This window comes from Marinimicrobium sp. UBA4509 (assembly GCF_002388575.1).
Classification (GTDB): Bacteria; Pseudomonadota; Gammaproteobacteria; order Pseudomonadales; family Cellvibrionaceae; genus Marinimicrobium; species Marinimicrobium koreense.
The window spans coordinates 2,064-16,428 of record NZ_DGMV01000058.1; the positions used below are offsets into that span (position 1 = coordinate 2,064).

At 59.6% G+C, this 14,365-nt stretch carries 11 protein-coding genes and 2 tRNA genes; 7 read left to right on the forward strand and 6 right to left on the reverse strand.

The features are described from left to right. Positions 1-293: 293 nt before the first annotated feature. From B3520_RS11170 to B3520_RS11190, 5 genes are all read right to left on the reverse strand, one after another. Positions 294-381: transfer RNA gene (locus B3520_RS11170), tRNA-Leu, on the reverse strand. 32 nt (positions 382-413) lie between these two features. Further along, positions 414-487 (reverse strand) — tRNA-Cys (locus B3520_RS11175). 221 nt (positions 488-708) lie between these two features. After that, on the reverse strand, positions 709-2,034 hold the full coding sequence (bioA, locus tag B3520_RS11180; protein ID WP_286806673.1) for an adenosylmethionine--8-amino-7-oxononanoate transaminase: 1,326 nt from the start codon (positions 2,032-2,034) through the stop codon (positions 709-711). A gap of 128 nt (positions 2,035-2,162) precedes the next feature. After that, positions 2,163-3,143, reverse strand: a complete 981-nt coding sequence (locus tag B3520_RS11185) for an aldo/keto reductase (RefSeq protein WP_286806672.1) — start codon at positions 3,141-3,143, stop codon at positions 2,163-2,165. 390 nt (positions 3,144-3,533) lie between these two features. After that, positions 3,534-4,631, reverse strand: coding sequence for a beta-N-acetylglucosaminidase domain-containing protein (locus tag B3520_RS11190; protein ID WP_286876061.1), 1,098 nt, complete (start codon positions 4,629-4,631; stop codon positions 3,534-3,536). Between the two features lie 345 nt (positions 4,632-4,976). On the opposite strand from B3520_RS11190, the gene pgi reads away from it, so the two are divergent. Then, the gene (gene pgi / locus B3520_RS11195; protein ID WP_286876063.1) at positions 4,977-6,620 is read left to right on the forward strand and encodes a glucose-6-phosphate isomerase; all 1,644 of its coding nucleotides are present in this window, start codon (positions 4,977-4,979) and stop codon (positions 6,618-6,620) included. Between the two features lie 235 nt (positions 6,621-6,855). Here pgi and B3520_RS11200 read toward each other — a convergent pair whose 3' ends face one another. Beyond that, positions 6,856-6,984 (reverse strand): hypothetical protein, encoded by a 129-nt coding sequence (locus B3520_RS11200; protein WP_286876065.1) that lies wholly within the window; start codon positions 6,982-6,984, stop codon positions 6,856-6,858. On the opposite strand from B3520_RS11200, the gene edd reads away from it, so the two are divergent. The 6 genes from edd (at position 6,976) to pyk (ending at position 14,283) form a co-directional block, all read left to right on the forward strand. Beyond that, positions 6,976-8,790, forward strand: coding sequence for a phosphogluconate dehydratase (gene edd / locus B3520_RS11205; RefSeq protein ID WP_286876067.1), 1,815 nt, complete (start codon positions 6,976-6,978; stop codon positions 8,788-8,790). The two genes, B3520_RS11200 and edd, sit on opposite strands and share 9 nt — an antisense overlap. Positions 8,791-8,864: 74 nt before the next feature. Beyond that, the gene (gene zwf / locus B3520_RS11210; protein WP_123637045.1) at positions 8,865-10,343 is read left to right on the forward strand and encodes a glucose-6-phosphate dehydrogenase; all 1,479 of its coding nucleotides are present in this window, start codon (positions 8,865-8,867) and stop codon (positions 10,341-10,343) included. After that, positions 10,343-11,047 carry a 6-phosphogluconolactonase gene (pgl, locus tag B3520_RS11215; RefSeq protein WP_024459774.1) on the forward strand — a complete coding sequence of 235 codons (705 nt, stop codon included), beginning with the start codon at positions 10,343-10,345 and terminating at the stop codon, positions 11,045-11,047. The genes zwf and pgl overlap by 1 nt, the downstream gene beginning before the upstream one ends. Before the next feature lie 63 nt (positions 11,048-11,110). After that, the gene (locus tag B3520_RS11220) at positions 11,111-11,743 is read left to right on the forward strand and encodes a bifunctional 4-hydroxy-2-oxoglutarate aldolase/2-dehydro-3-deoxy-phosphogluconate aldolase (RefSeq protein WP_024459775.1); all 633 of its coding nucleotides are present in this window, start codon (positions 11,111-11,113) and stop codon (positions 11,741-11,743) included. A gap of 64 nt (positions 11,744-11,807) precedes the next feature. After that, entirely contained in the window at positions 11,808-12,818 is a 1,011-nt protein-coding gene (gene gap / locus B3520_RS11225) for a type I glyceraldehyde-3-phosphate dehydrogenase (RefSeq protein WP_286806663.1), read from the forward strand. A gap of 19 nt (positions 12,819-12,837) precedes the next feature. Next, positions 12,838-14,283: a pyruvate kinase gene (pyk, locus tag B3520_RS11230; RefSeq protein ID WP_123637048.1), complete on the forward strand. Its 1,446-nt coding sequence runs from the start codon at positions 12,838-12,840 to the stop codon at positions 14,281-14,283. Positions 14,284-14,365 lie beyond the last annotated feature (82 nt).

Consider the following 14,365-nt stretch of genomic DNA (forward strand, 5'->3'; position numbering starts at 1 on the left):
TCCATGGGGGCTTCTCATCGGCATCCATGCCTCAGAGAGTCTCGAAGCGGTATACCCCGCGCCGAACCTCAGTGCTACTTTTGACCATCGATTGATGTAGGTCGGATCGGTCCACCGCATCGCGTAATCCGACGTCAGAGTGCTACTAATTCCGCGAGAATAAATGGTGCCGGGAGCGGGACTTGAACCCGCACGATCTTACGATCTCAAGATTTTAAGTCTTGTGTGGCCGTTCTCGGGCGTCCTGCCCTTCACGGCACTCGTACATCCTGTACAGCGTCTACCAGTCTAGGTGGTGCCCGGAGCCGGAATTGAACCGGCACGACTGCAATAGTCGGCAGATTTTAAGTCTGCTGTGTCTACCAATTCCACCACCCGGGCTTAAAAACTGAGCGGCATCAAGAAGGGAAAGTTGGAGGCGCGAGCCGGAGTCGAACCGGCCTAACCGGATTTGCAATCCGGGGCATAACCGCTTTGCTATCGCGCCTTGCTTGAAGAGGAGCGAATTCTAAAGGAATCGCCGAAAAAATCCTAGGGGTTTCCGTGGGTTATCCGGGAATTTTTTGTGTTGGTTGATATTTGACCAAGATTGCGGGTTGGGTAACGGCGGATGCGCGCTACGCGCTTATCCGCCCTACGGCCGAGCGCAGCGGTATAGTCATGCGTAGGGCGGATAAGGCCGAAGGCCGCATCCGCCGTTACCCAAGCTTAATTCAACTCCGCCACTACGTTATAAATTCCTTTGGTCAATTGCCGCAACTCCTCTGGCGTGCTCACAAACGGCGGCATGATGTACACCAACTTGCCGAAGGGCCGTACCCAAATCCCTTCCTCAACAAACCGCGGTTGCACCTTCGCCATATCCACCGGCTCGTGCAACTCCACCACACCAATCGCGCCCAACACCCGCACATCGGCCACCGCCGGTAAATTCCGACACGCCCCCAGCTCCTCTTTCAACTGAGCTTCAATACGCCCAACCTGTCCCTGCCAGTCGCTGTCCAGCAACAGGTCGATGCTGGCATTGGCCACCGAACAGGCCAGCGGATTGCCCATGAAAGTGGGTCCGTGCATAAACACCCCGGCTTCGCCCCGGCAGATGCCATCGCTGACTTTATCGTTACACAGCGTGGCCGCCAGAGTCATATAACCGCCGGTGAGCCCCTTGCCCAGGCACAGAATGTCGGGGCTGATGCCGGCGTGCTCGCAGGCGAACAGCTTGCCGGTGCGACCAAAGCCGGTGGCGATTTCATCGGCAATCAAAAGCACATCGTGTTCATCACACAGTTCGCGCACCCGGCGCAGGTAGTCGGGGGAATAAAAGCGCATGCCGCCCGCGCCCTGCACGATGGGCTCGAGAATGACTGCTGCGAGCTCGTCTTTGTGCGTCACCAGCAGGGCTTCAAAGTCCGCAATATGGCGCTCGTCCCAGAGTTCATCAATGTCGCACTCTGGCTGGGGGGCAAACAGTTGTTGTGCCAGGGTGTGACTGAATAGCTGGTGCATGCCGGTCACCGGGTCACATACCGACATGGCGCCGAAGGTGTCGCCGTGGTAACCGCGCCGCAGAGCCAGAAAACGGTGCTTGTCCGGGCGTCCCTGGGATTGCCAGAACTGCATGGCCATTTTCAGAGAGACTTCCACCGAAACCGAGCCGGAGTCGGCCAGGAACACTTTGTTCAGGCCTTCCGGGGTCAACTCCACCAGTCGTTTGGCCAGGGTGACGCCGGGCTCGTGGGTCAGACCGCCGAACATCACGTGCGCCATCTGCTCCAGCTGTTCCTGAATGGCCTGATTCAGGCGCGGGTGGTTGTAGCCGTGAAGCTGACACCACCAGGAGGACATGCCGTCCACCAGCTTTCGGCCGTCGGACAGGTGCAGGTATACGCCCTCGGCCCGTTGCACAGGGAACACAGGAGTCGGGTTCAGAAACGAGGAGTAGGGATGCCAGACGTGCTGACGGTCGATCTCCAGAATCTGTTCGGCGCTGAGTGGGCTGGAGAGGTTGGAACTGGAGGGATTGGAACTGGACATGCGGGCCCTTCAGAAGTTACGTGAGTGGAGTGGAAAGGCGCTCACGCTAGCAGAAAAGCCGTTAAAAATCAGCTGTCTTGAGACCATCGGGCCCGGCGCTGGCCGGGCCCGATGGCGGAATGGTGCGATCAGTAGGCGCCGCGAATGTGCTGCTGTACCTGGTCCTGATAGAACCGATACAGGTCTTCATGCAACCCGTCTTCCAGGGGCTTGAGCGCACTGACTTTGGCGTTTTCCCGCACCTGCTGAGCCGAGCTGGAACCGGGGATGATGCTGGTGACCGCGGGCTGGTCTAGAATCCAGCGCATGGCCATCTGCGCCATGGTGTAACCCTCGGGTACCATGCCTTCCAGTTCGCGCACCAGTTTGACGCCGGTTTCAAAGGGAATGCCCGCAAAGGTCTCGCCCACATTGAAGGCGTCGCCATCGCGGTTGAAGTTCCGGTGGTCGGTTTTGTCGAACTGGGTGTTCTCGGTGAACTTGCCGCTCAGCATGCCGCTAGCCAGGGGCAAGCGAACGATAATGCCGATGCCCTTGTCTTCGGCCCGGGGCAGCAGTTCGTCGAGCAGTTTCTGGCGGAAGATGTTGAAGATGACCTGCAGTGAGGTCAGGTCATCGTGCTCGGCACAGATCAGCCCCTCTTCAACGGTTTCCACGCTGGCACCGAAATAGCGGATCTGACCGTCCTGCTGCAGTCGGCGCAGCCAGTCGAAGATTTCGCCGCGGCGCATGACTTCGGTGGGCACACAGTGCAGTTGCAGCAGGTCCAGGGTGTCGGTCTTCAGTCGGTCCTGGGCGCGCTTGACCGAGTCCTGCATGTGGGTCAGGGAGTAACCGTCGGGGTAGGCGCCGTCGCCGCGGCCGTATTTGGTGGCAATGACCGGCTTGGGGTTGCGGTTGGCCAGGTGTTGGCCCAGGTAGGTTTCGCTGGCACCGCCGCCGTACACATCGGCGGTATCAAAGAAGGTGATGCCTTCGTCCAGAGCGGTCTGAAGGATGGCTTCGACGGTGTCGGCGGTGATCGGGCCGAAGTCGCCACCGAGCTGCCAGCAGCCCAGGCCCACTTCGCTCAATACCAGTTCGCTGTTGCCGAGTTTTCTCGTCTGCATAGTCGCTCCTGTGTTTGCGATACATCGTGATGGGCGGGATCGCCGCCCATAATTAGTCGTTTTGACTATTTACAGTTTAACACTCTGCTGTGGTCAGTGTGTCTTGTGGGTTGATGGGGTCTAGTGGTCCATGCGGCTAATGCTGTAACTTTCAGCCGTCACACAAGCGTCGTGGGCAAGGCGCGCGAGCGCAGGACTGGCCGTGGCCAATTCAAGCGAGCGCAACACCGCCCACGGCGCTTGTGTGGCGGCCCTTCGGGAGCTTCTGTGCTGGCGCGACTCGTCGTTGCGTTTCTTGACAAGGGAGCCACCCTTGCCTGCAAAACGCGCCTTGATTCGCGCCAGCACAGAAGCTCTGAAAGCTACAGAATTAGCCGCATGGACCACTAGTCAATCGGTCAGGCACGCCGGGTCAAACGCATAGCCGCCGTTGAGCCAGTCCAGTAATTCCCGGGCGTGAGGTTGTCCCGTCTCGGCGAAGGGTTGATAGCGGTCTTCCAGGCCGCGTCGCTCGGCGTCGGTGAGCGCATTCAGCCCTCGTTCCTGCAGCAGTGCCCGGTCGGCGATCAGGTGTCTGGCCAGCTCGGGCGGGGTGCAGGCCCGGGTCGCGCTCATGAACGCCGCCTCCGGCCGGTAGTCGCCGCCTGCCCGGTAGGCTTCCGGCAGGGAGTGTAGCGGAATCTGCGACAGGTAGGCTTGGTTCATCGGGTTTACCGCGTGGCCCGCGACCTGTCCGCTCAGTCTGGCATGGCTGGCAGGGTAGGCGTCCAGGCGCAAATAGGGGCTCAGGCTCGCACTGTCATTGACCGGGTAATTGTCCCAGAGAAAGGGGCGCCGCTGCAGGTATTGGCTGACTTGGGTGAGGTGGTCATCGGGGTAGGTCCGGGAGCAGACTTCCTGCCCGGTCCAGAACAGGTCGATCGACGGATCGAGGTTCTGCCCGAGATGCTCCCAGTAGCCGGCCGGACGCGCTCCGAAAACCTTCTCCAGAACGGGGTCAAAGCTGTAATAGGTCGGGCAGAGGATCAGATGCTCGGCGGTGCTGGCCTCGGCCGCGACATGGGCCAGGGATACCTGGCGTTCAGCCAGCTCGGGCAGGTCGCCGCGCATATCGTCGAACAACAGTCCCATCAGGTCCGGTTCGAGGCGGTTCAGCGCCTGGAGTTTCCGTGTCAGGGCCTTCCGGCTCTGCGGCCAGGGCTCCCGGTAGAGCTCCAGGGGGCTGAGTCCTACTCCAAAGCGGATACCCTGCGCCCGGCAGGTGTCGCGTAGCGCGCACAGGGCCCGCCATTCGTCTTCCGGCCAGGGTGTCTGCCAGTGGCGGCGCAGGTGGGGGTCCGCTTTCGGGGCATAGAGGTAAAAATCGTAACCCTGTCGGGCCAGGAAGTGGACCATGTCGGTCCGGGCCGCCCAGGACCAGGTGCGACCGAAGAAACCTTCAATGATTCCCAGCGGCGGGGTGGAGTGAACGTCAGCGGATGGGAACATGGCGCAAACTCGGCCTCGACAAATAAGCCAGCTTACCCTGTGAGACCAGCGCTGGAAAGCCGCTCAAATTGACTTTTTCACCCTAAGTGCTTATTATGCCTGCCTTTTTGAAGCACGCTCAATTTCTCGCCAGGCCAGAGGCGGCGGTGCTTTGCAGCGCTCAATCGGCACCTTTGACACCCGGCGCAGCGGCGGTGTCATCGCTAAATACCTACGCAGTCTTTCGCGTCGGTCAACCGAAGCGGCGGTTGGGCGGGCAGGCGACCTGATGCACCGGACGCCGCCAAAAAACCACAATTGCTTCCAACACAAGTGACCCGCTCTGCGGAAAAATGAGGTCGATACATGGCAAGTCCTACCCAGTTACCGAGTTGGCAATCCCTGGCACAGCATGCCGATACCCTGCGTCAGCGGGAGCTCAAATCTCTGTTTGCCGAGGATCAGTCCCGGTTCGACAACTTCTCTATTCGCGCTCCCCACATCCTGTTTGATTATTCCAAGAATCTGATCACCGAAGAGACCCGTAAGGGGCTGCTGACATTGGCGGAAGAGTCCAAGGTGGCGGATTGGCGCAATCGCATGTTCGGCGGTGAGCACATCAACCGGACCGAAGATCGTGCGGTCATGCACGTGGCGCTGCGGGACAAGTCGGGCAAGCCGATCATGGTGGACGGCAAGGATGTTCGCCCTCAGGTAGAGCGCGAGCTGAATCATATGCGCGAGCTGGTCACCAGCGTGCGCTCCGGCGAGTGGAAAGGTTTTTCCGGCAAGTCGATCACCGATATTGTCAGCATCGGCATTGGTGGTTCCAACCTCGGGCCGCTGATGGTCACCGAAGCGCTGAGCGCCTACAGCGACGATACGCTGCGCACCCACTACGTCTCGAACGTGGACGGTTTCCAGATCGCCCAGGTGCTGGAGCGGGTCAATCCCGAAACCACCCTGTTTATCGTGGCCTCCAAGACCTTTACCACGCTGGAAACCATCACCAACGCGAACACCGCCCGGGCCTGGTTCCTCAAAGGCGGCGGTTCCGAGTCCACGACCAGCCAGCATTTCGTGGCCGTATCGTCCAATGTGAAGAAGGCCGTGGAGTTCGGTGTAGCGGAGAAAAACATCTTTGAAATGTGGGACTGGGTCGGCGGTCGTTTCTCGCTCTGGTCCACCATCGGGCTGCCCATCGCGTTGCAACAGGGCTTTGATGCCTTTGAGGAGTTGCTGCAGGGCGCCTATGAAATGGATCGCCACTTCTGCGAAGCCCCCTTGGCGGAAAACGCCCCGGTCATGCTGGCCCTGGTCGGTATCTGGAACCGCAACTTCCTCGGTTATCCCTCCCATGCCCTGCTGCCTTACGACCAGTGCCTGCACCGCTTCCCGGCCTACATGCAACAGGCCGAAATGGAAAGCAACGGCAAGTCGGTCAACTGGGAAGGTGAGACCCTGACCTACGGCAGCGTGCCGCTGATCTGGGGCGAGGTGGGCATTAACGGCCAGCACGCCTTCTATCAGTTCCTGCACCAGGGAACCGACATCATCCCCGCCGACTTTATTGGCTCGGTGAAGCCCACCATTGAAGTGGAAGGACATCACGATGCGCTGATGGCCAATATGTTCGCGCAAACCGAGGCGCTGATGAAGGGCATCGACGCCGATCAGGTGCGTGCGGACCTCAAGGCCAAGGGTATGGATGAGGCGCGGATTGAAGAAATCGTGGCCCACAAGGTGCACCGTGGCAATCGCCCGACCAACACCCTGTTGATGGACAAGGTGACGCCGCGCTCTCTGGGCGCCCTGATTGCACTGTACGAGCACAAGATCTTCACCCAGGGCATCATCTGGCAGATTCACTCCTTCGATCAGTGGGGTGTGGAGCTGGGTAAGGTGTTGGCCGCCGGTATCCAGCCGGAACTGGCAGACGGCGCCGAGGTGAGCGACAAACATGATGCCTCGACCCGCAGTCTGATAAACTACTACAAACAAGCAAAGTAACAGCGGAAACAGTACGGCCGCCAGCGACCCTGGGTCTCTGGCGGCAAAATCATTTATAACCGCTGCACGGAGACGTGTGAGAGAGCCTCGGGAGTATTGTCCGGCAATGTATCGGATGAGCCCTGAGGAGCATTAGACCGTGAATATAGCAAGTCAGACGAGGCTTGGCGGACTGGCCCTTGGCGGACTGACCATGGTGCCGTCCCCCTGGTGCTGTCCGGCCCCCAACGCCGGATCAGCCCACCCGCAAGCGGGGTGACAGCGCCCGGGGCAGGCCGTCCGACCCGATAAATCGCTCCCGCGGGTGGCGGGGCGAGGGCGTCTGGCTGGATGTAAAGTAATCAATGGTGCTGAAATGACTCACAAAAGACTCTCCGATATTACCCAGCGGATCATCGACCGAAGCCGAGATACCCGGGCGGCCTACGTTGAGCGCGTCAATGCGATGCGCAATGATGGCCCCTCCCGCCAGCGCCTGTCCTGTGGCAACCTGGCTCACGGATTTGCTGCCTCTTCCGAGAAAGAGAAACAGCAGCTGATGGATACCGGCGCGCCCAATATCGGGATCGTGACCGCCTACAACGACATGCTGTCGGCGCACCAGCCCTACGTTGATTACCCCGAGAAAATCAAAACGGCCGCTCTCGCCAACGGTGTGACCGCCCAGGTCGCCGGTGGCGTGCCCGCCATGTGTGACGGGGTTACCCAGGGGCGGGATGGTATGGATCTGTCGCTGTTCAGTCGCGACGTGATCGCCATGTCCACCGCTGTCTCCCTGTCCCACGACATGTTTGATGCCGTGCACTGCCTGGGCATTTGCGACAAGATCGTGCCCGGCCTGATGATCGGCTCGCTGTCGTTCGGCCATCTGCCTACCGTTTTTGTGCCGGCGGGGCCCATGCCTTCCGGTCTGCCCAATTCGGAAAAAGTGAAAGTCCGCCAGCTGTTTGCCGAGGGTAAAGTGGGCCGTAAAGAGCTGCTCAAGGCGGAAATGGATTCCTATCACAGCCCCGGTACCTGTACCTTCTACGGCACCGCCAACAGCAACCAGATGCTGATGGAAATGATGGGCATGCAGTTGCCGGGCAGCTCCTTCGTGAACCCGGGCACCGGGATGCGCGATGCGCTGACCACCGAGGCGACCAACCAACTGGTGAAACTGACCCAGGGTGGCGATCAGTACACGCCGATTGCCGATGTGATCGACGAGAAAGCCGTGGTCAACGGCATTATCGGCCTACTGGCTACCGGTGGTTCGACCAACCACACCATCCACCTGACCGCTATCGCCCGGGCCGCTGGCGTGATCATCGATTGGCAGGATATGGCCGACCTGTCCGAAATCATCCCACTGATGTGCCGTGTCTACCCCAACGGTCTGGCGGATGTGAACCGCTTCCAGGCAGTGGGGGGCATGGGCTTCCTGATCCGCAGCCTGCTCAGCGAAGGGCTGATGCACGAGGATGTGACCACCATCATGGGTAAGGGTATGTCCCACTTCGCCAAGGAGCCGTTCCTGGAGGGCGACAAGATCGAATGGCGCGATGCGCCGGAGAAGAGCCTGGATGAGGACGTCCTGCGCCCGGCCGGTAGTGCCTTCAGCAAAACCGGCGGCATGGCGCTGCTCAAGGGCAACCTGGGCCGCTGTGTCATCAAAGTGTCCGCAGTCAAGCCCGAGAATCGTAAGGTCAAGGCGCCTGCACGGGTGTTCTACCGTCAGGAAGACCTCCAGGCGGCGTTCAAAGCCGGCGAGCTGGACCGGGATTTCGTTGCCGTGGTGCGTTTCCAGGGCCCGAAAGCCAATGGTATGCCGGAGTTGCACAAGCTGACTCCGCCGCTGGGCGTGCTCCAGGACCGCGGCTTCAAGGTCGCGCTGGTCACCGATGGCAGGATGTCCGGTGCCTCTGGTAAAATCCCCGCGGCCATCCACCTGACCCCCGAGGCGCTCGATGGCGGCCCCATCTCGCTGGTGCGCGATGGCGACATGATTGAGCTGGATGCCGATGCAGGCAAGCTGGAGCTGCTGGTTTCCGAAGAGGAACTGGCCAGCCGTCAGCCGGAGCAGACCGACATATCCAACAGCCACTATGGCATGGGCCGCGAGCTGTTTGCCCCCCTGCGTGCCGAAGTCGGCCTGGCCGAAGAGGGAGCCACCGTCTTCCGTTGGTAGTGAGAGCGTTCGAGCCCGGTGATCGTGCCGGGCTCAATGTATAACCGCAAATACAGAACACAAGGTTTTAGTCCATGCTGAAAGCATTTGATTTTGTGATTTTTGGTGGTGCCGGTGACCTGGCGCTGCGCAAACTGATCCCGGGCCTGTATCGCGCCTATTGCAATGACGAGTTGCCTGAGGGCACTCGCATTTTCGGTACCTGCCGTCGTCAGGAAGCCGTGGCCGAGTACCAGGATAAGGTTCGCGCTGCCGCCGAACAGCACCTGCGCAAAGGCGAGTTTGTGGCTGAAACCTGGGATCGTTTCGCGAAAATGATCCACCCGCTGTTCCTCGACATCTCTTCCCGGGATGAGCACTGGGACAAAATGGCGGAAATCCTCAAGTCCGGAAACGACAATCGCGTTTTCTACCTGTCGACGCCTCCGAGCGTATTCGGTGTCTGCTGTAAGCACATTTCCGAAAGCGACCTGATCAGCCCGACCACCCGCGTGGTGGTGGAGAAGCCGCTGGGTTACGACGCTGCGTCGGCCGATGCGATCAATACCGAAATTGGCGAATACTTCGACGAGAAGTCCATTTACCGGATCGATCACTACCTCGGTAAGGAAGCGGTTCAGAACCTTCTGACACTGCGTTTCGCCAATGGCATCTTCGAGCATCTGTGGGATGCCAAAACCATTGACCATGTGCAGATCAGCCTGTGCGAAACCGTGGGCCTGGAAGGGCGCGCGAGCTTCTACGACGACGCCGGTGCCATGCGCGATATGGTCCAGAACCACCTGCTGCAGTTGCTCTGCCTGGTGGCCATGGAGTCGCCCAACAAGCTGACCGCCGACAGCATCCGCTCCGAGAAGATCAAGGTGCTGGAGTCCCTGCGGGCACTCCAGGGTGATGCGGTCAAGTGGCATACCGTGCGCGGCCAATACGCGGCGGGCGAGATGGATGGCAAAGCGGTACCCGGTTACCTGGACGAGCTGGGCAAAGACAGCAATACCGAGACCTTTGTTGCCATTCGCGCGCACATCGATAACTGGCGCTGGTCGAAAGTGCCGTTCTATCTGCGCACTGGTAAGCGACTGAAAGAGCGTTTTGCTGAAATCGTCATTCAGTACAAAGACGTCTCCCACGAGGTGTATCCCGAGTCGGCCGGCGGAGTAACGCCGAACCGTCTGGTGATCCGTCTGCAACCGGAAGAAAGCATCCAGATGGTGCTGATGTCCAAGAACCTGGAAAAGCACGAAACCGAGCTGACGCCGGTGGTGTTGAACCTGAACCTGGCCGAGAAGTACAAGCACTTTGTCAGTGACGCCTACAAGCGCCTAATGCTGGATGCCGCCGCCGGTGACCCGAGCCTGTTCATTCACCGCGCGGAAGTGGACGCGGCCTGGGGCTGGGTGGACCCGATCATCGAAGCCTGGCAGCGCCCGGAAAACAAGCCCATGGCGTACCCGGCTGGTTCCTGGGGCCCCGAAGCGTCCGAGGAGCTGCTGTCCGGCGATGGTCGCAGTTGGTTCAACATGGATGAGCTGCTGACGGAGGATCAGGACTGATGTTGGACGAAAAGATTTTTGACAGCCGCGAAGCCCTGTTGGCGGCGTTGCAGGAAGATTGCGTGGCGGTACTGGACGAGGCGCTGAAAGAGCGTGATCAGGCCAGTTTCCTGGTGTCCGGTGGCAGCTCTCCGGCGCCCCTGTATCAGCGACTGAGCCAGATCGCTCTGGACTGGAAACGGATCCAGGTGGCCTTGGTAGATGAGCGTTGGGTCGAGCCGGGCCACGCCAAAAGCAACGAGACGTTTGTGCAGAAAAATCTTCTGCAACACGCTGCCGGTCAGGCGCCGTTTCTGGGCATGAAGAACTCGGCGGAAACTGCCGCCGAAGGCCTCGCCGCCTGCGAGCAGGCCTATCAGAAGCTGGCCCAGCCGTTCGATCTCACCATTCTGGGTATGGGGCCGGACGGTCATACCGCGTCCCTGTTCCCCAACGCCGAAGGGCTTGAGGAAGCGCTGACCACCGATTCACTGTGTTCGGCGATTACCGCGCACCAGAGTGAAGTGACCGGTGAGTACACTGAGCGTATGACCCTGAGCCTGGCGGGTATCGTCAATTCCCGTCGTCTGGTTCTGCTGATCACTGGCGAAGAAAAATTGCAGGCCCTGCGTGCCGCGCAAGGTGAAGGTCCGGTGGGCGATATGCCGATTCGTGCCGTTCTGCGTCAGAACAAAGTGCCAGTGACACTGTATTGGGCTCCCTGAGGCGTCGCTCCCGGGATCGCTCGTATTGAATCAACCCAGTTACCGAATCAAGAGGAAAGCATAGTGGCATTAAGTATCGATAAAATTGTTCAGGTGGCTCCGGTCATTCCCGTGATGGTCGTGGAGCGCCTGGAAGATGCGGTACCGCTGGCTCAGGCACTGTACAACGGCGGCCTGAAGGTACTCGAAATCACCTTGCGTACCCCGGTGGCGCTCGATGCGATTCGCGCCATGGTCGATGCGTTGCCGGAAGACGCCGTGATTGGCGCGGGAACCATCGTCACTCCGGACGACCTGAAGAAAGCCGTCGAAGCCGGCTCCACGTTCCTGGTCAGCCCCGGCACCACGGCGGAGCTGATCGAAGCCGCCAAGGCCAGCGATGTCCCGCTGCTGCCCGGTATTGCCACGCCCAGTGAAGCCATGAACCTGCTGGCGCACGGCTTTACCCACATGAAATTTTTCCCGGCGGAATCCGCCGGTGGTGTGTCCATGGTCAAATCCATTGGCGGACCCTTGCCGCAAATCACTTTCTGCCCGACCGGTGGCATCAACCTCGCCAAGGCGCCCGAGTACCTGAGTCTGCCCAACGTGGCCTGCGTAGGGGGTACCTGGATGGCTCCCAAAGAGCTCATCGCCGAGAAGCGTTGGGACGAGATTGAAAAACTGGCTCGTGAAGCGGCCCAACTGGCACGCTGATCACGCCTGAATGCGTTTGTAATTTCTCTTTTAGATTGTCCGAATTGTAACCAGGAGATGTGTAATGACCATTAAAGTAGCAATCAACGGCTACGGCCGCATCGGCCGCAACGTGCTGCGTGCGCTGTACGAATCCAACTATCGCGACCGCATTCAGGTGGTCGGTATCAACGACCTGGGCGACGTCAACCTGAACGCTCACCTGACCAAGTACGATTCGGTCCACGGCAAATTCCCCGGTGAAGTATCTGTCGATGGCGAGAACATGATTGTAAATGGTGATGCAATTCGCATTACCTCTGAGCGTGACCCGAGCAAGTTGCCCTGGGGCGAGCTTGGTGTGGACGTGGTGTATGAGTGCACCGGTATCTTCACCAGCAAAGAAAAAGCCAGTGCCCACCTGGAAGCCGGCGCGAAGAAAGTGATCATTTCCGCACCGGGTACTGATGTGGACGCGACCGCTGTTTACGGCGTCAACCACAAGACCCTGAAAGCGACCGACCAGATCATCTCCAACGCCTCCTGCACCACCAACTGCCTGGCGCCGGTTGCCAAGGTACTGAACGACAAGTTCGGTATCGAGCAGGGCTCCATGACCACCATTCACGCCTACACCAACGATCAGAACCTGAGCGACGTGTATCACACCGACGTTTATCGCGCCCGTTCGGCCACTCAGTCCATGATCCCGACCAAAACCGGTGCCGCTCGCGCGGTAGCGCTGGTACTGCCGGAACTGAAGGGCAAGATCGACGGTATGGCGGTTCGTGTACCGACCATCAACGTCTCTCTGGTTGACCTGAACGTGCTGGTTTCCAAAGACGTGACCGTCGAGGAAGTGAATGCCGCCATGAAGGAAGCCGCCGAAGGCGAAATGGCGGGTGTACTGGAGTATTGCGATGAGCCGCTGGTGTCCATCGACTTCAACCACAACCCGGCCTCTTCCAACTACGACTCTCTGCAGACCAAGGTTTTCAACGGTCGCTGGGTTAAAGTCATGTCCTGGTACGATAACGAGTGGGGCTTCTCCAACCGCATGTTGGATAACACCCTGGCGCTGATGCAAGCCAAGTAATAAATACTGAGAGAGAGTTATGTTAAGACGTACCAAAATTGTCAGCACCCTGGGGCCCGCCTCTGAAGCTCCGGAAATGCTGGAAAAACTGATTCTGGCGGGCGTGAACGTCGTTCGCCTGAACTTCTCCCACGGGTCGCCGGAAGAGCACAAACAGCGCGCGGAAAACGTGCGCGCCATCGCCGCCAAACACGACCGTTTTGTGGCCGTGCTGGGCGACCTGCAGGGTCCGAAGATCCGTATTTCACGCTTCAAGGACAAGAAAATCGAGCTCAAGCTTGGTGACAAGTTTGTTCTGGATGCGGACCTCGGCCGTGACGAGGGAGACCAGAACCAGGTTGGTATCGACTACAAGGAGCTGCCAGGCGACTGTAAGCCGGGCGATAACCTGCTGCTGGACGATGGCCGCGTGGTGCTGGAAGTGGAGAAAATTGAAGGCAACCGCGTGTACTGCGTGACCCGTATTGCCGGTCCGCTGTCCAACAACAAGGGCATCAACCGTCAAGGCGGTGGCCTGTCGGCTCCGGCTCTGACCGAAAAAGATCTGGCCGACATCAAAACCGCGGCGGATATCGACGTCGACTATCTGGCCGTGTCTTTCCCGCGCAGTGCGGACGACATGAACAAGGCTCGCGAGTTGATGCGGGCCGCCGGTGGCGAGCGTGCGGGTCTGGTAGCCAAAGTTGAACGTGCTGAAGCGGTTGCGGATGACGAAACCCTGGACGCTATCATTGAAGCCAGTGATGCGGTCATGGTCGCCCGTGGTGACCTGGGTGTGGAGATCGGTGATGAATCCCTGATTGGTGTACAGAAGCGCATCATCGAGCGCTCCCGTGCCCTGAACAAGGTGGTGATCACCGCGACCCAAATGATGGAGTCCATGATCAAGAACCCGATGCCGACCCGCGCCGAAGTGTTCGACGTGGCGAACGCCGTGCTTGATGGCACCGATGCGGTGATGCTGTCCGCGGAAACCGCCGCTGGCGACTTCCCGGAAGAGACCATCAAGGCCATGGTGCGCATCATCCTGGGGGCTGAAAAGCACCCGAGCGCCAGCCAGAGCACCTACCGGGTGGAGCAGAAGTTCCAGACCATTGACGAGTCCATCGCCATGGCGTCGATGTACACCGCCAACCACCTCAGCGGTGTGAAGGCGATCATCTCGCTGACCGAGTCCGGTGCGACCCCGCGTCTGATGTCCCGCATTGGTTCTCAGTTGCCGATTTTCGCCTTCTCCGGACGGATCGATACCCAGCGTCGCGTGGCGCTGTATCGCGGTGTCCAGCCGGTACCGTTCGAAACCGACAGCTCGGCACCGGGCCATCAGGATCATATGCGCGCGATCGAGATCCTGAAAAGCAAGGGTGTGCTGAGTGACGGTGATCTGGTGATTGTCACCAACGGTGACTCCAACCAGTTGGGCGGCACCAACACCATGAAAATATTGCGGGTGGGCGAGCAGTAAGCTCAATCCTCAGTCATGGTATGAAACGAAAACGGCAGCCCTGAGGCTGCCGTTTTCGTTAACGGCGGATGCGGGTCATACC

Bases quoted from the DNA above. Each gene is read 5' to 3' on its own strand.
- bioA (WP_286806673.1), bottom strand. From the start codon at position 2,034: ATGTCCAGTTCCAATCCCTCCAGTTCCAACCTCTCCAGCCCACTCAGC.
- B3520_RS11185 (WP_286806672.1), bottom strand. From the start codon at position 3,143: ATGCAGACGAGAAAACTCGGCAACAGCGAACTGGTATTGAGCGAAGTG.
- B3520_RS11190 (WP_286876061.1), bottom strand. From the start codon at position 4,631: ATGTTCCCATCCGCTGACGTTCACTCCACCCCGCCGCTGGGAATCATT.
- pgi (WP_286876063.1), top strand. From the start codon at position 4,977: ATGGCAAGTCCTACCCAGTTACCGAGTTGGCAATCCCTGGCACAGCAT.
- edd (WP_286876067.1), top strand. From the start codon at position 6,976: ATGACTCACAAAAGACTCTCCGATATTACCCAGCGGATCATCGACCGA.
- zwf (WP_123637045.1), top strand. From the start codon at position 8,865: ATGCTGAAAGCATTTGATTTTGTGATTTTTGGTGGTGCCGGTGACCTG.
- pgl (WP_024459774.1), top strand. From the start codon at position 10,343: ATGTTGGACGAAAAGATTTTTGACAGCCGCGAAGCCCTGTTGGCGGCG.
- gap (WP_286806663.1), top strand. From the start codon at position 11,808: ATGACCATTAAAGTAGCAATCAACGGCTACGGCCGCATCGGCCGCAAC.
- pyk (WP_123637048.1), top strand. From the start codon at position 12,838: ATGTTAAGACGTACCAAAATTGTCAGCACCCTGGGGCCCGCCTCTGAA.